The following is a 14,332-nucleotide window of genomic DNA, read 5'->3' as shown; positions in this document are numbered from 1 at the left end:
ACCCTCGCATCGCGGCGCAAGGGTCGCAATCAAAAGCTTAGTGACGCTTCTTGCGCACCGGCTTTGCGCCCTTCACGGGCTTCTGCGGGCCTTGATCGAAACCGATCTGCACAATAGTGAAGCCGCCGGAGCCCCCGGCCACCTGGATATCATTATCGGTAAAGAGGAACTGCGCCGTCGTCTCGCCCGGCGGGATTTCCGCCGTATACATAACGGTCTTGCTATAGAGCGCGTTGTCGTTATCCATGACAGCAACATGGATAGGCAAGGTTACCTTGCCGGAGCTGCCCATGGGGCCAGCAACCAGGCGTCCCTGCGCCACGACGTGAATGCCGAGGCTGGTGCCGTCCGTGGTGCACTGGCGGGTCGCCTGAGCCAGCGAAGCTTGGTAGATCAGCTGGTTCGGGTCGTCCTTGGCGCCTTTGGCGTAGGTGCGATAGACGGAATCCTCGTCGCGGATAACGGCCTGCGGGCACTTGCCCGCGACGTAAGACTGGCCGCCGGTCGGAGCGGCGGTTGCGGCTCCCGTTTGCGGCGCCACCGTTACATCCGTTGCCGGCTGTTTTTCACTGTTGCCGCCGATGCCGAGAGTGCTGCAGCCCGTCAGCAATGCCAGAAGCGAAGCGGAGAAAAGACGACGCGAAACCTTGCCAAACACTATAATTCCACCCTCTCCATATATTTCACATTATCGGCCAGCAGCCTGTCAAACGGGCCTTTTATGACACTTGGCGATGGTCTATACCAGCGACGCAGCGAAAAATCGATTGGGTAGACACCGTTTTGGCTCACTTTTCGAGATCGACAGATTGCCACAAACGGCCTCCGCCCGGCGCAGATCCCACGCGCCTTGCGCAAACGCGAAAACCACGCGGCTGATCCGACGCAAAAAGACCGGCCGCCGTCGCTTCGTTCCTCTACCCTCTCAATCGATCACTCAGGCAATTTTGCGACCAAAGGAATTCTAGACCGTGGACTACATTTCAACGCGGGGAGAAGCCCCTGCCCTTGGCTTCTGCGACGCCCTCCTGGCCGGCCTTGCTCGTGATGGCGGGCTTTATGTTCCCCGTGAATGGCCTGTCCTGACGAAGAAGGAAATCCGCGCGTTCCGCGGCAAGAGCTATCAGGATGTCGCTTTCGCCGTCCTTTCGCCCTTCACCAACGGCGAAATCCCGGCCGATGTCTTTCGCGGCATGATCGATGATGCCTATGCCACCTTCCGGCATCCGGCCGTGGCGCCGCTCGTCCAGACGGGAGCGAACAGCTTTGTCATGGAGCTTTTCCATGGCACGACGCTCGCCTTCAAGGATGTCGCCATGCAGCTGCTGGCGCGGTTGATGGACTATGCGCTGGAGAAGCGCGGCCAGCGAGCCACCATTGTCGGCGCAACCTCGGGCGATACCGGCGGCGCTGCAATCGACGCCTTTGCCGGACGCGAGCGCACCGATATCTTCATTCTCTTCCCGCATGGAAAAGTCTCGCCGGTACAGCAGCGGCAGATGACTACCTCGACGGCAGCAAATGTGCATGCTCTGGCGATCAAGGGCAATTTCGACGATTGCCAGAACCTCGTCAAAGCCATGTTCAACGATGCAGCCTTCCGCGACACGGTCAAGCTTTCCGGCGTCAATTCCATCAACTGGGCGCGAATCATGGCGCAGGTGGTTTACTACTTCACGACAGCTGTCGCCATTGGCGGTCCTGACCGGAAAATCTCGTTCACTGTGCCAACAGGCAATTTCGGAGATATTTTCGCCGGTTACGTCGCCAAGCGCATGGGCCTGCCGATCGAAAAGCTGGTCATCGCCACCAACGAGAACGATATCCTGGCACGCATGCTGAAGACCGGCCGCTATGAGATGCGCTCGGTCAAGGCAACGACCTCGCCGTCGATGGATATCCAGATTTCCTCCAACTTCGAGCGGCTCCTGTTCGAAGCGAACGGTCGGGACGCCTCCAAGGTGCGCGCCGCCATGGAAAGCCTGAAGCAGTCGAACGGATTCTCGGTCAGCGAAGAGGCTCTGAAGTTCATCAAGAAGGACTTCCGCGCCGGCCGTGCCAGCGAGAAGCAGGTGGCCGAGACGATCCGCAAAACCCTTGCCGATACGGGGTATCTGCTCGATCCGCATACGGCGATCGGCGTCTTCATTGCGAACAAGAACGAGCGTCCCAGCAGCCCGATGGTGACACTGGCGACCGCCCACCCGGCAAAATTCCCTGCCGCAGTAAAATCCGCATCCGGTATTGACCCGGCGCTTCCGACGTGGCTTGCTGGTCTGATGACCAGGGAGGAGCGTTTCGACATTCTCGATCCGGAACTTAAAGCCGTCGAAAGCTTTATCGGCAAGCATATCCGGACCGGCGAATAGCAGACGCGGAAAGACAGGCGATGACAGTGGAGTGCACCCGGCTAGCGTCCGGGCTGACAGTAGCGACCCAATCGATGCCACACCTCGAAAGCGTGGCTCTCGGAGTTTGGATCAAGTCGGGTTCGCGTAACGAGACCGAAGCAGAACACGGTATCGCGCATTTGCTCGAGCATATGGCGTTCAAGGGTACGGCGCGGCGCACGGCCCGGCAGATCGCCGAGGAAATCGAGAATGTCGGCGGCGAAGTCAACGCCGCCACCTCGACGGAAACCACCTCCTATTATGCCCGCGTGCTGAAGGACCATGTGCCGCTCGCCGTCGATATCCTTGCCGATATCCTGACGGAGTCAGCCTTCGACGAGGAAGAACTGGCGCGCGAAAAGCAGGTCATCCTGCAGGAAATCAATGCCGCCAACGACACGCCCGACGATGTCGTCTTCGACAAGTTTTCCGAGGTCGCCTATCGCGGTCAGACGCTGGGACGCGCCATTCTCGGCACGCCGGAAACCGTTGTCTCCTTCTCGCCGGAACAGATCCGCCATTATCTCGGCCGCAACTATACGACCGATCGCATGTTCGTGGTGGCGGCGGGTGCTGTCGACCATGAAAGCTTCGTGCGTCAGGTCGAGGAGCGCTTCTCCAGCCTTCCGACCAAACCGTCCGCTCCGCCCGTTATCGAATCGGCGCGTTATATCGGCGGCAACATTCGCGAAACGCGCGACCTGATGGATGCGCAGATCCTGCTCGGCTTTGAAGGCCGCGCCTATCACACCCGCGATTTCTACTGTTCGCAGATTCTCGCTAACATCCTCGGCGGCGGCATGTCCTCGCGCCTTTTCCAGGAAGTGCGCGAATTCCGCGGCCTCTGTTATTCGGTCTATGCCTTCCATTGGGGCTTCTCCGATACCGGCATTTTCGGCATCCATGCCGCGACCGGTGGCGAGAACCTGCCGGAACTGCTGCCCGTCATCGTCGACGAGCTGCACAAATCCTCCCATGACATTCAGCAGCAGGAAATCGAGCGCGCCCGCGCCCAGATCCGTGCGCAGCTGCTGATGGGCCAGGAAAGCCCGGCCGCTCGCGCTGGCCAGGTCGCCCGGCAGATGATGCTTTATGGCCGCCCCATCCCGAACCAGGAGATGCTGGAGCGCCTGGAAGGTATTACGATCGAGCGTCTGACGGATCTTGCCGGCCGCCTGTTCTTCGATACAGTACCGACGCTTTCTGCGATCGGGCCGCTGGAGCAGCTCGCGCCGATGGAGGACATCGTCACTTCGCTGTCGTCGCCGGTCCCTGCTTCCAGAAGCGCAAGCGGCTAAGGGCACGCCGCAGGCCTATGGGTGCAATTCTCGGGGGAGTGCTTGGCGGCATGCAAAAATCTGTCTTTCGGTTTCTCTCACGTCATTCGGACGCGGTTGAACTCGAAAACGACAATTATTTGCTGCGGCTGCCGCGCTACTCCGATTTCAACCAATGGCACAGGCTTCGGGCTGAAAGCCGCCGTTTTCTGGAACCTTGGGAGCCTACCTGGCGACATGACGAGCTGACCGAAGCCGCCTATCGGGCGCGCATCATTCGGGGCAAGCAGGAATACAGCTCCGGCCAGGCCATACCGCTCTTCATTTTTCTCAGGGAAAACACGACGCTGGTTGGCGGCATCACGATCGGCTATATTCGCCGAGGTGCCGCGCAGAGCTGCATGATCGGGTATTGGATGGGCGAGCGCTACTCCGGTCAGGGCCATATGTTCGCCGCACTTCAGTTGGTTATACCCTATATCTTTTCCGGACTTGAGTTGCACCGAATTGAAGCAGCCTGTATTCCGGATAACGAGCGTAGCATGCGGCTTTTGCAAAAAGCCGGTTTCCAACGGGAAGGTCATTTGCGCGGTTATCTTAAAATCAACGGTCAGTGGCGCGACCATGTGATGTTTTCAAGGTTGGCATCCGACACCAACCCGAACCGAAGCTTCGACCAGCGATGATCGCCGGAATGATGCAGACGTGGCCGATGGCCCGGCGGCTATGCGCGCTGATCGCAACCCTCGCAGCCGTGATGTTGCTGCTGCTCACCGGAGTGGCTGACGCAGCCGAGCCTGTGAAGATCTCGCGCGACGATACCGCTCTCGACCTGACGGCGACGACGGAGATCTATACCAATCAGGGTGAAGCCTTTCAGGTCTCCACAGCCGCAGGCGCCGACGGCATCCGACGCCGCATTGAGGTACGATCCTCTTCGCCGAACCATCAGGGTGACTGGGCCGTCTTTGCACTGGCTAATGTGTCCGAAGAGCAGCTGGAGCGTGTCATCGTCGCCCCGCATTTCCGCCTGGTGAATTCGAAAGTCTTCTGGCCGGATCTCGGCTCGCAGCGCATCGTCGCGATCACGCCGAGCGAAGGGTTCGCGCTCGATCGTCAGCCGAGCGACGAAGCCGATGTCTTCCGCATCACGCTGAACCCCGGCGCGGTCGTCACCTTCGTTGCCGAACTTTCGTCACCAAACCTGCCGCAGCTCTATCTTTGGGAACCGAACGCCTACAAGGATACGGTCAACGCCTTCACGCTCTATCGCGGCATCGTGCTCGGCATTGCCGGCTTGCTGGCGGTGTTCCTGACCATTCTTTTCGTGGTCAAGGGAACCTCGATGCTGCCGGCGACGGCGGCGCTTGCCTGGGCGGTGCTCGGCTATATCTGCGTCGACTTCGGCTTCCTCGGCAAGCTCATCAGCATCACATCAAGCGACCAACGAGTATGGCGCGCCTGTGCGGAGGTGGCGCTCGCGTCGAGCCTGGTGATCTTCCTGTTCACCTATCTCAATCTCAATCGCTGGCACGCCCATCTCGGCTATGTGACGCTTGCCTGGGTACTCGGTCTCGCGCTGCTCTTCGGTGTGGCGATCTACGATCCGTCGATTGCGGCCGGCATCGCGCGGCTGTCGCTGGCGCTGACCGCGACGGCAGGCCTGCTGCTCATCATCTATCTCGGCTTCAGCCGTTATGATCGGGCCATCCTGCTCGTGCCCGCCTGGGCGTTGATCCTCGTCTGGCTGTTCGGGGCCTGGATGACCGTCATGGGCAAGCTCGACAACGACATCATCCAGCCGGCACTCGGCGGCGGCCTTGTTCTCATCGTCCTGCTGATCGGCTTCACCGTCATGCAGCACGCCTTTGCCGGCGGCGCATTTCAGCAGGGCCTGTTCTCGGATCTGGAACGGCAATCCCTGGCGCTCACCGGCTCCGGCGATACCGTTTGGGATTGGGACGTGGCGCGCGACCGCGTGGTGACGACGCCCGATATCTCGATGAAGCTCGGCCTTTCTCCCGGCACCATGCACGGCGCTGCGCGCAACTGGCTGCCGCGGCTGCATCCCGACGATCGCGACCGTTTCCGCGCGACGCTCGACGTGCTTCTGGAACATCGACGCGGCCGGCTGAACCATGAATTCCGCATTCGCGCCGAAGACGGGCATTTCCACTGGCTGTCGATCCGCGCACGGCCGGTCCTTGGTTCCAACGGCGAGATTATTCGCTGCGTCGGTACGATCGTCGACATCACCGAGCAGAAGAATTCGATCGAGCGGCTGCTGCACGATGCAGTGCACGACAATCTCACGGGACTGCCGAACCGCCAGGTCTTCCTCGATCGCCTGCAAGCGGTTTTAACACTTGCCTCGGATGGCAATCAGCTCAGGCCGACGGTCATCGTTATCGATATCGACCGGTATAAGCTCGTCAACGATACCCTTGGCTTTGCCGCTGGTGACAATATTCTGATCGCGCTGACGCGGCGTCTTCGCCGGCTGATGAAGCCGCAGGATACGCTCGCTCGCCTTTCGGGCGACCAGTTCGGCCTCATCCTCGTTTCCGAACGCGATCCAGCCAAGGTCGCCGACTTCGCCGATGCAATCAGCAAGGCGATCATGGTGCCGATCAATTTCGCCAACCGCGAGATCATCCTGACGGCTTCGGTCGGACTGACGTCCTGGGTCGATCAGCAGGAGAATGCGACTGGTATGCTGAGCGATGCGGAGCTCGCCATGTACCGCGCCAAGCGCGCCGGCGGCAATCGTGTCGAACCCTTCCAGCCGGCCTTCCGCAGCTTCGGTACGGACCGGCTGCAGCTGGAAACCGACTTGCGCCGGGCCGTCGAACGCAAGGAACTCTCGCTCGTCTATCAGCCGATCGTTCGGCTCGAAGATGCGGAGGTTGCCGGCTTCGAGGCGCTGATGCGCTGGGAGCATCCAAAGCGCGGCAATATTCCGCCATCGGAATTCATCCCGATCGCCGAGGCTTCCGATATCATTGGCCCGCTTGGCATGTTTGCGCTCGAGCAGGCAACGAATGATCTGATGGCATGGCAGCGACAGACCGGCGACCTGCCGCTGTTCGTCTCCATCAACCTTTCCAGCGTCCAGCTGCTCAACAACGAGCTTTACGACGATATCCGCGCCCTGCTCGCCAAAACCCATTGCGATCCGCACCGGATCAAGCTGGAGCTGACGGAATCGCAGGTGATGGAAAATCCGGAACAGGCACGGCTCGTGCTCGACAAGCTGCGAGATGCCGGCATCGGCCTGGCGCTCGACGACTTCGGCACCGGCTATTCCTCTCTTGCCTACCTCACCCGTTTCCCCTTCGATACGATCAAGCTCGACAAGGCGATGGTCCGCGACGATAGCGACAAGAAGGCGGTTCTGTTGCGTTCGGTCATCTCCATGGCGCGTGAACTCAACATGCGCGTGGTCGCCGAAGGCATCGAATCGGAAGAGGATGCGCTGGAGCTCGCCAAGATCGGCTGCAGCTACGGCCAAAGTTTCATCTTCGGCCCGCCGATGGGTTCGGATTCGGTGATACGCCTGCTGAAGGAACGCTTTCCGCTGACGAAGCGCGCCTGAGTAGTCGATCACGCGCTGTCGATCAATTCCCTGATATAGTCGAGCTTAGCGACCACCGGCGGCGAGAGGATGAAGGGATAGGAATCCGGCTGCCCCATGCTGCGCTGGATGGAATTGATCGCCACGCTCAAAGGGATCCAGGCGCTGACGAGCTGCTCGGCGCTTTCCGCCCTGTAAGGATTGAAATCTACCTCGGCCGCCATGTCGTGATAGCGATGGGGATCGATCACCACGCCGAAGGAGCGCGCCGTTTCTAGCGTATCGACGATGTGCAGATAATGCGCGAAGCATTCGGCAAAATCCTCCCAGGGATGGGAGCTGGCATAGGCGCTGATGAAGCTTTCCTGCCAATTCGCCGGTGGCCCGTTCTCGTAGTGAGCCTGAAGCGCTGCGCCATAATCGGCGCGCTCGTCGCCGAAGACAGCACGAAAGGCGTCGAATTGCCCGCGATCACGGACAAGCTTATTCCAGATGAAATGGCCTGTCTCATGGCGGAAGTGGCCGAGCAAAGTGCGATAAGGCTCGTTCATTGAGGTGCGCGCCTGTTCGCGCGTGACATCGTCCGCCTCGGCGGCACGGATGGCGATCAGTCCCTCCTCATGACCCGTCATCGCCGGGACCACGGTACCGCCCTGCACCTCGTCCTCGAGGAAGTCGAAGACGAGCCCACCTTCGGGGTCCTGCTGACGGTCGGGATGCGGCAGGTTCCAGCGCAAAAGCGAATAAAACAAATGCCGCTGCGCCTGACTGATGCGCCGCCAGCGGTCTATGCCCTGTTCCGTGCCGGTGTTCGGCACGAGACGATTGTGCCGGCAGGCGACGCAATAGGGTTGCGGGTCGTCCGCATCGATCAGCCAATTGCATATATCGAGTTCGGCATTCGCGCAAAACCGAACGTGTTGTGCCGGCTCGGACACCGGATGCCAGCTGACAGCATTTTCAGCTTCCAAGGCGTATATCGCCAAGCGGTCGGGGATAAAACCAAGCTGATGGCCGCAACGCACGCACTGCCTGTTATCGAAGTGGACGGGCTGGCCGCAATGGTCACAAGTGAAAAGCCGCATGTCTCCCCTCGAAAAATCATTGGCCGATAGTAAAGAGCCTGCCACGTTTCCGTAACAGGCCCTTCCTCCCAACATCGCCGCTACAACATCAATTCCGATGGAGCGGCGACCATGGATTTGAAAAATTCAGCAGTCACATCCGGTCGACTGCGCCCTTGACCTTATCCTTGGCCTTGCCAACGGCGGTCTGCACCTTGCCCTTAGCTTCCTGGGCAGCGCCCTTCGCGCGCATTTCCCTGTCATTGGTTGCCTTGCCGGCTGCCTGCTTTGCCTTGCCGGCGATTTCATTCACCTTACCGGATACCTTGTCGGTCGTGCTGCTCATATCTGGCGCCTCCTGGTCTGGCTCGGCGGAATTGCCGATGCTCTGTCAGGAAAACGTCACCACAGCTATTTCGTTCCAAAGTAACGCAAATCGGCTTAGCTATGGCCCGCCTGCAGCGACAGCATCGCAGGATTGATGCCCATCAGAGCCAGCGCGCGATCATATTTATTGTCGAGGCTGCGATCGAAAATCATTTCTTCGTTTGCCGGGCAGTTCAGCCAGCCATTATTGCCGATCTCGGCTTCGAGCTGGCCGGCCCCCCAGCCGGCATAGCCGAGCAACATGGTGGCGCGTTTCGGGCCGCTCCCTTTGGAAATCGCCCGCACGATGTCGAGCGTCGCCGTCAGGCTGATGTCATCACTGACCGGAATGCTGCTGTCGCTGATGTAATCGTCCGAATGCAGAACGAAGCCGCGGCCGCTTTCGACGGGGCCGCCGGTCTGGATGGGGAAATCGCGCGCCCTTTGCGGCAACACGATGGCATCGTCGTCCTTGATCATTTCGAGATGCAGCAGAACATCGGTGAATGTCAGCTTCTGAGACCGATTGATGACGAAGCCCATGGCACCGGCATCGGAATGGGCGCAGATATAAATCACCGTTCGATGGAAGTTCCGATCCTCCATGCCCGGCATGGCGATCAGGAACTGACCGTCGAGAAAACCTCTTTCGCGTCTATTCTTCAGCGTCGATAGGGACATCGTGCCTCCTGACCGCAGTCCGCAACTGCACCGCCTGTAATCAAGATGGGGCAATGTCATAAATCAATCAACTGAAAATGATCATTTGCTTCTTCGGCCGTGCTGGCTCCAGGCAGCTCAATCGGCTAAATCCTTGTCGCATGATCGAATTCAGTACCGTTGGCCGGCTGTCGGCCCTTCTCGCTACTTTGTTTTTCAGCGCCGCGGCAGTCCATGCCGCGACGAGCGACTGGGTAGACAATGAGGGCGGTAGGATGCGTCTGATCGCGCTGGCGCCGGACGCCGAAGGGCATATCCGCGCCGCCTTGCAGATCGAACCGGAGCCGGGCTGGATCACCTATTGGCGCGAGCCAGGTCAGGGTGGAATTCCGCCGCAAATTACGCCGGCACCTGGCAGTGGCGTGACATTGGAAAGGGCGGCCTACCCGGCACCAAAACCGATCAGCGTCGGCCCTATCCAGGAAATCGGCTACGACGCGCCGGTGACGTTTCCGCTCGATCTTCGCGTCGCCGGCAAGGCGCCGGAAAAGCTTGAGCTGACAGCTTTCATCGGCCTGTGCAAGGATATCTGCATCCCTTTCCAGGCCGAATACTCCCTGCCCTTGCCGATCAATGCACAGCCGACCTCGCGTGAGCTGGCCTTGCTCGATGCGGCAAAGGCGGTGCTGCCCCAAGCTCCTTCTGCGGATTTCGCCATCCAGAGCTATCAGATCTCCGCCGACGCCAAGAGCCTTTCGCTGCAGCTGACACTGCCGGAGGCGAGTGGAAAGGCACCTGAAATCTACGTCACGGGGCCGTCAGGCTATGTGTTCTTTCAGCAAGCGAATGCAAAGCGGGAGGGAACTGCCTTCTCGGCCGATATCGAGATCGGAAAGCTGCCGAAGGATTATGATCTGAAGGGCAAGAGCTGGGGCATCCTCGTCATCGATGGCGATCGGGCGATGGAAACCACCCTTGCACTTGAATAGGCGCGGCCTATAGTTCCCTGACCGTCTTCAAGCCATCGGCGGCCATTCGAGCGCCCCGAAACACGACCCAAGGAGAGAGCCATGACCATCGCGATCGGCGACACACTGCCTGCCGCCACCTTCAAGGAAAAGACCGCCGACGGCCCGGTCGAGATCAGCACCGAGCAGCTCTTTGCCGGCAAGCGTGTCGTTCTCTTCGCCGTTCCCGGTGCGTTTACGCCCACCTGCTCACTCAATCACCTGCCGGGTTTTCTCGAAAACCGCGACGCCATTCTTGCCAAGGGCATCGATGACATCGCCGTCGTTTCCATCAATGACTGGCACGTCATGGGCGCCTGGGCGCAATCGTCCGGTGGCCTCGGCAAGATCCACTTCCTCGCCGATTGGGACGGCTCCTTCACCAAGGCGCTCGGTCTTGAAGCCGACCTTTCCGCCGGCGGCCTTGGCATTCGTTCCAAGCGTTATTCCATGCTGGTGGAAGACGGCGTGGTGAAGACGCTGAACATCGAGGAAAGTCCCGGCCAAGCAACGGTTTCAGGCGCCGCTGCGATGATCGAGCAGCTTTAGGATTTTGAAGGACGGAAAAACAGGGCGCCTCAAAAGCGCCCTTAGTTTTATTCTTCCTCATTGAAATGAGTGTCGAAATCTCGATGTCCTTCGGGCACATTCAAAATTTCGAAGACGTCGTCGACATAGCGGAAAAAGATCACGTACCCGCGAAATGCGACGCTTCGCGTATCGTCTCTCAGCTCTGGGCGCAGGCGACCCATTTGACCGGGTAAGGCCGCAAGACTTGCGCATTTGCGGAGAGCGCCAATTACCGGTGGTCAAAACCCTCAATTCACCGCCCGCCTCTTTTTCGCCCCATTTCATCGGTTACAACGTGTTATGTTATTACATAATTGAAAGCCCCGAAATGCCTTTTGATCGTGATCCCTTCGCGTCGTCCCTCATGGGGCGCTCGGCCTTGATGCGCCTTGCCTATGTGGCGGTTGGCATTGCAGTGCTTTGGGCGGCTATCGGCTGGGCGGTGGCTCTGGCATGAACGATCTGATCCGCCTCAACAATCTCACCGTTACCTATGAACGCCATCCGGCCGTTCATCACATCTCGGGCGGCTTTGCCGCCGGCAGCCTGACGGCGATTGCCGGGCCGAACGGTGCCGGCAAGTCGACCTTGCTCAAGGCGATCGTCGGCGAATTGCGGCCGGCGGAAGGCTCGATCGATCGCGGGGCGCTAACGCGCAACGATTTCGGCTATCTGCCGCAAGCGGCTGATATCGTCAGACGCTTTCCAATTTCGGTGGCCGATACCGTCATGCTCGGCGCCTGGAAGAATGCTGGCGCCTTTGGCCGGTTCTCGCGCAAGGATGCCGAGCGGGCGCAAGAGGCGCTCGGCATCGTCGGACTTTCGGGCTTCGAAAAAAGGCATATCGGCTCGCTTTCAGCGGGCCAGTTCCAGCGCGTGCTGTTCGCGCGGCTACTGCTGCAGGATGCCCGCGTGATTCTCCTGGACGAACCCTTCACCGCGATCGACCAGCGGACAACGCGCGATCTTCTCGAACTCGTGCTGCGATGGAACCGGGAGGGACGCACGGTCATCGCCGTCCTGCACGATTTCGAGCAGGTGCGAAGCTATTTTCCCGAGACACTGCTGATCGCCCGCGAACTCGTGGGATGGGGCAGGACGGAGGATGTCATGAGCCCAAAGAACCTCATCAAGGCGCGCGCCATGGCCGAGCGCTGGGATGAGGAGGCCGCGACATGTCTGCCCGAAGAAGAGCATAACGAAGGCGGCCTCGTGAAGCGGGAGCCGGCCGAATGACCGTCTACGACATCTTCCTCGCGCCCTTTGCGGACTACGGCTTCATGCGCCGAGCGCTGATTGCCTGCGTCTGCCTCGGCCTTGGCTCCGGCCCGATCGGCGTCTTTCTGATGCTCCGGCGCATGAGCCTGATGGGCGATGCCATGAGCCATGCCGTCCTGCCTGGTGCCGCTATCGGCTATCTCATTGCCGGCTCTCTTTCGCTGACCGCCATGGGGCTTGGCGGTCTTGTCGCCGGCCTTTCGGTGGCGCTGCTGTCCGGCCTCGTCAGCCGCGCGACTGTGCTGCAGGAGGATGCGAGCTTTGCCAGCTTCTACCTGACATCGCTGGCGCTTGGCGTTCTTATCGTGTCGTTGCGTGGCTCCAATATCGATCTGCTGCATGTGCTCTTCGGCACCATTCTCGCAATCGATGCGCCGGCTCTCTACCAGATCGGTGCGATTACGACGGTCACGCTGCTGGCTCTCGCTGTCATCTACCGGCCGCTGGTCATGGAATGCTTCGATCCGGGCTTCCTGCGCGCCGTCGGCGGGCGCGGGCCGCTCTATCACTTCCTGTTCCTGCTGCTGGTCGTGCTCAATCTCGTCGCCAGCTTCCAGGCGCTCGGTACGCTGATGGCCGTCGGGCTGATGATGCTGCCGGCTGCCGTGGCGCAGCTATGGTCGCGCAGCCTGCCTGCCATGATGATAATCGCGACGGGTACTGCGATGGCGTCGGGCTATATCGGCCTCATCGCCTCTTATCACCTCGAATTTGCCTCCGGCCCGACCATCATCATCACCGCCAGCCTGATCTACGGCTTCTCCATTCTCTTCGCGCCCTCGGGCCTTGCCCGGCGGTTCTTCCCCCGTCCCCATCTCCGGGGCTAATCCGAACAAGGAGACTCGCATGAACAAACAGAGACTGCTTCTCTCGGCGGCATCAGCAGCCTTCGTCGCCTTCGGCGTCGCCGCACCGGCTTCCGCCGAAACCCTCAATGTGGTCGCGTCCTTCACCGTGCTTGCCGACGTGGTCAAGCATGTCGGTGGCGACCATGTGAAGGTCTCGAGCCTCGTCGGCCCGAACGGCGATCCCCATGAATTCGAGCCCTCGCCGGCCGATGCCAAGACGCTGAACGCCGCCAAGGTCGTCTTCGTCAGCGGCGAAGGGCTGGAAGGCTGGATGGACCGGCTGATCAGCGCATCCGGCTACAAGGGAACGCCTGTTGTCGCCTCAGACGGCATCAACACGCGCACCATGGTCGACGACGGCAAGACGGTCACCGATCCGCATGTGTGGAACAGCCCGGTCAATGTGAAGGTCTGGGTCGCGAATATCGAGAAGGCGCTTTCTGCGGCGGATCCGGCCGATGCGGCTGACTTCAAGGCCAATGCCGAGCGCTATACCAAGGTGCTGACCGAGCTTGATGCCTATGCCCACAGCAAGTTCGACAAGATCGCCGACGATCGCCGCAAAGTGCTGACGAGCCATGACGCCTTCGGCTACTTCGGCCGCGAATACAAGGTTAGCTTCCTCTCGCCGCTTGGCGTTTCAACTGAGACGGAAGCCTCAGCTGCCGACGTCGCCAAGCTGATCGAGCAGATCAAGACCGAGCATGTGAAGACCTATTTCTTCGAAAACTCGAACGATCCGCGCCTCGTCAAGCAGGTCGCCAAGGCAACCGGCGCCGAGCCTGGCGGTGAGCTCTATGTCGAATCGCTGTCAAAGGCCAACGGACCGGCTTCGACTTACGAAAAAATGTTCCGTTATAACGTTGATCAACTCGCCACAGCCATGGCCAAGTCGAGCTGACCATTCAATGATCAAGGTCGCAGGCGTACACTGCCTGCGACCACTCACTTAAATGTTGAAATCGAAGACCATCAGGCCGGCCAGACCGCCGTCCGTGGACGAAACGATCCGCTCGCCGACGGCGACATGATCGGGATGCACCAGATAGGCATCGCGCGCTTCGACACTCTCGAAGGTGACGACAAATCCATCGGCGAAGCCACCATGCAGACCCTCAGGCGAGACGTTCGGCCCATATTTCACGTCAACAATACCCGGAATGACCTTCTGCAAGGCGACGACGGAGTCGAAGAGCGCCACCTTCTCGTCCTGTGTCAGGGCGGACTTGAGTCTAAGAAAAACGCAATGCAGGATCATAAGGCAATCTCCCTGGAAGTCGGCGGCAGCATAGAGGGAA

Annotated in this window: 16 protein-coding genes; 10 read left to right on the top strand and 6 right to left on the bottom strand. The window is 60.0% G+C overall.

Going from position 1 to position 14,332, the window contains the following annotated elements; translation table 11 throughout:
• Positions 1-37: 37 nt before the first annotated feature.
• Positions 38-658, bottom strand: coding sequence for a hypothetical protein (locus FHT85_RS09845; RefSeq protein WP_112335515.1), 621 nt, complete (start codon positions 656-658; stop codon positions 38-40).
• Positions 659-971: 313 nt separating this feature from the next.
• Here FHT85_RS09845 and thrC point away from each other — a divergent pair, with 313 nt between their 5' ends.
• Genes thrC through FHT85_RS09825 form a run of 4 tightly spaced genes read left to right on the top strand, consistent with a single transcriptional unit; the run spans position 972 to position 7,262 of the window.
• A complete protein-coding gene (gene thrC / locus FHT85_RS09840) occupies positions 972-2,369 on the top strand; it encodes a threonine synthase (protein WP_112412421.1) in 1,398 nt (465 codons plus the stop codon).
• A gap of 20 nt (positions 2,370-2,389) precedes the next feature.
• On the top strand, positions 2,390-3,688 hold the full coding sequence (locus FHT85_RS09835; protein WP_112412422.1) for a M16 family metallopeptidase: 1,299 nt from the start codon (positions 2,390-2,392) through the stop codon (positions 3,686-3,688).
• Positions 3,689-3,738: 50 nt separating this feature from the next.
• Complete coding sequence (locus tag FHT85_RS09830; RefSeq protein ID WP_015339080.1) at positions 3,739-4,353, top strand: GNAT family N-acetyltransferase; 615 nt, start codon at positions 3,739-3,741, stop codon at positions 4,351-4,353.
• Positions 4,350-7,262, top strand: a complete 2,913-nt coding sequence (locus tag FHT85_RS09825) for an EAL domain-containing protein (RefSeq protein WP_405047958.1) — start codon at positions 4,350-4,352, stop codon at positions 7,260-7,262. Before FHT85_RS09830 ends, FHT85_RS09825 begins: the two co-directional genes overlap by 4 nt.
• A gap of 8 nt (positions 7,263-7,270) precedes the next feature.
• Here the strand turns inward: FHT85_RS09825 and FHT85_RS09820 are convergent, their stop codons facing one another.
• The 3 genes from FHT85_RS09820 to FHT85_RS09810 all read right to left on the bottom strand — a co-directional run bounded on the left by FHT85_RS09820 (position 7,271) and on the right by FHT85_RS09810 (position 9,352).
• Positions 7,271-8,326 carry a putative zinc-binding metallopeptidase gene (locus FHT85_RS09820; protein WP_112335513.1) on the bottom strand — a complete coding sequence of 352 codons (1,056 nt, stop codon included), beginning with the start codon at positions 8,324-8,326 and terminating at the stop codon, positions 7,271-7,273.
• 133 nt (positions 8,327-8,459) lie between these two features.
• The gene (locus FHT85_RS09815) at positions 8,460-8,651 is read right to left on the bottom strand and encodes a CsbD family protein (protein WP_112397964.1); all 192 of its coding nucleotides are present in this window, start codon (positions 8,649-8,651) and stop codon (positions 8,460-8,462) included.
• A 95-nt stretch (positions 8,652-8,746) separates the two neighbouring features.
• Entirely contained in the window at positions 8,747-9,352 is a 606-nt protein-coding gene (locus FHT85_RS09810) for a YqgE/AlgH family protein (protein ID WP_112335511.1), read from the bottom strand.
• 140 nt (positions 9,353-9,492) lie between these two features.
• Between FHT85_RS09810 and FHT85_RS09805 the strand changes: the two genes are divergently transcribed.
• Together FHT85_RS09805 and FHT85_RS09800 are read left to right on the top strand one after the other, a co-directional pair.
• Positions 9,493-10,320 carry a protein-disulfide reductase DsbD domain-containing protein gene (locus FHT85_RS09805; protein ID WP_112412483.1) on the top strand — a complete coding sequence of 276 codons (828 nt, stop codon included), beginning with the start codon at positions 9,493-9,495 and terminating at the stop codon, positions 10,318-10,320.
• Positions 10,321-10,401: 81 nt separating this feature from the next.
• Entirely contained in the window at positions 10,402-10,887 is a 486-nt protein-coding gene (locus FHT85_RS09800) for a peroxiredoxin (RefSeq protein ID WP_112335510.1), read from the top strand.
• Positions 10,888-10,934: 47 nt separating this feature from the next.
• Here the strand turns inward: FHT85_RS09800 and FHT85_RS09795 are convergent, their stop codons facing one another.
• On the bottom strand, positions 10,935-11,138 hold the full coding sequence (locus FHT85_RS09795; RefSeq protein ID WP_112412423.1) for a type II toxin-antitoxin system RelE/ParE family toxin: 204 nt from the start codon (positions 11,136-11,138) through the stop codon (positions 10,935-10,937).
• 98 nt (positions 11,139-11,236) lie between these two features.
• Between FHT85_RS09795 and FHT85_RS30810 the strand changes: the two genes are divergently transcribed.
• The 4 genes from FHT85_RS30810 to FHT85_RS09780 are packed head-to-tail and all read left to right on the top strand — an operon-like array spanning position 11,237 to position 13,935.
• Complete coding sequence (locus FHT85_RS30810; protein WP_280949796.1) at positions 11,237-11,365, top strand: hypothetical protein; 129 nt, start codon at positions 11,237-11,239, stop codon at positions 11,363-11,365.
• Positions 11,362-12,144, top strand: coding sequence for a metal ABC transporter ATP-binding protein (locus FHT85_RS09790; protein ID WP_112412424.1), 783 nt, complete (start codon positions 11,362-11,364; stop codon positions 12,142-12,144). The genes FHT85_RS30810 and FHT85_RS09790 overlap by 4 nt, the downstream gene beginning before the upstream one ends.
• Complete coding sequence (locus FHT85_RS09785; protein ID WP_112335507.1) at positions 12,141-13,013, top strand: metal ABC transporter permease; 873 nt, start codon at positions 12,141-12,143, stop codon at positions 13,011-13,013. Before FHT85_RS09790 ends, FHT85_RS09785 begins: the two co-directional genes overlap by 4 nt.
• 19 nt (positions 13,014-13,032) lie before the next feature.
• Positions 13,033-13,935: a metal ABC transporter solute-binding protein, Zn/Mn family gene (locus FHT85_RS09780; RefSeq protein WP_112335506.1), complete on the top strand. Its 903-nt coding sequence runs from the start codon at positions 13,033-13,035 to the stop codon at positions 13,933-13,935.
• Between the two features lie 48 nt (positions 13,936-13,983).
• Here the strand turns inward: FHT85_RS09780 and FHT85_RS09775 are convergent, their stop codons facing one another.
• Positions 13,984-14,292 carry a Dabb family protein gene (locus FHT85_RS09775; RefSeq protein ID WP_112412425.1) on the bottom strand — a complete coding sequence of 103 codons (309 nt, stop codon included), beginning with the start codon at positions 14,290-14,292 and terminating at the stop codon, positions 13,984-13,986.
• Between the last annotated feature and the right edge of the window lie 40 nt (positions 14,293-14,332).

Source organism: Rhizobium sp. BK312 (genome assembly GCF_014193605.1).
Taxonomy (GTDB): Bacteria; Pseudomonadota; Alphaproteobacteria; order Rhizobiales; family Rhizobiaceae; genus Rhizobium.
The sequence above is the reverse complement of the archived record's forward strand: the minus strand, read 5'-3'. Positions and strand labels throughout refer to the sequence as shown.

Coding starts and splice junctions, on each gene's coding strand:
- FHT85_RS09800 (WP_112335510.1), top strand. CDS start 10,402: ATGACCATCGCGATCGGCGACACACTGCCTGCCGCCACCTTCAAGGAA.
- FHT85_RS09810 (WP_112335511.1), bottom strand. CDS start 9,352: ATGTCCCTATCGACGCTGAAGAATAGACGCGAAAGAGGTTTTCTCGAC.
- FHT85_RS09835 (WP_112412422.1), top strand. CDS start 2,390: ATGACAGTGGAGTGCACCCGGCTAGCGTCCGGGCTGACAGTAGCGACC.
- FHT85_RS09815 (WP_112397964.1), bottom strand. CDS start 8,651: ATGAGCAGCACGACCGACAAGGTATCCGGTAAGGTGAATGAAATCGCC.
- FHT85_RS09830 (WP_015339080.1), top strand. CDS start 3,739: ATGCAAAAATCTGTCTTTCGGTTTCTCTCACGTCATTCGGACGCGGTT.
- FHT85_RS09780 (WP_112335506.1), top strand. CDS start 13,033: ATGAACAAACAGAGACTGCTTCTCTCGGCGGCATCAGCAGCCTTCGTC.
- FHT85_RS09820 (WP_112335513.1), bottom strand. CDS start 8,326: ATGCGGCTTTTCACTTGTGACCATTGCGGCCAGCCCGTCCACTTCGAT.
- FHT85_RS09805 (WP_112412483.1), top strand. CDS start 9,493: ATGATCGAATTCAGTACCGTTGGCCGGCTGTCGGCCCTTCTCGCTACT.
- FHT85_RS09790 (WP_112412424.1), top strand. CDS start 11,362: ATGAACGATCTGATCCGCCTCAACAATCTCACCGTTACCTATGAACGC.
- FHT85_RS09785 (WP_112335507.1), top strand. CDS start 12,141: ATGACCGTCTACGACATCTTCCTCGCGCCCTTTGCGGACTACGGCTTC.
- FHT85_RS09825 (WP_405047958.1), top strand. CDS start 4,350: ATGATCGCCGGAATGATGCAGACGTGGCCGATGGCCCGGCGGCTATGC.
- FHT85_RS09775 (WP_112412425.1), bottom strand. CDS start 14,292: ATGATCCTGCATTGCGTTTTTCTTAGACTCAAGTCCGCCCTGACACAG.
- FHT85_RS30810 (WP_280949796.1), top strand. CDS start 11,237: ATGCCTTTTGATCGTGATCCCTTCGCGTCGTCCCTCATGGGGCGCTCG.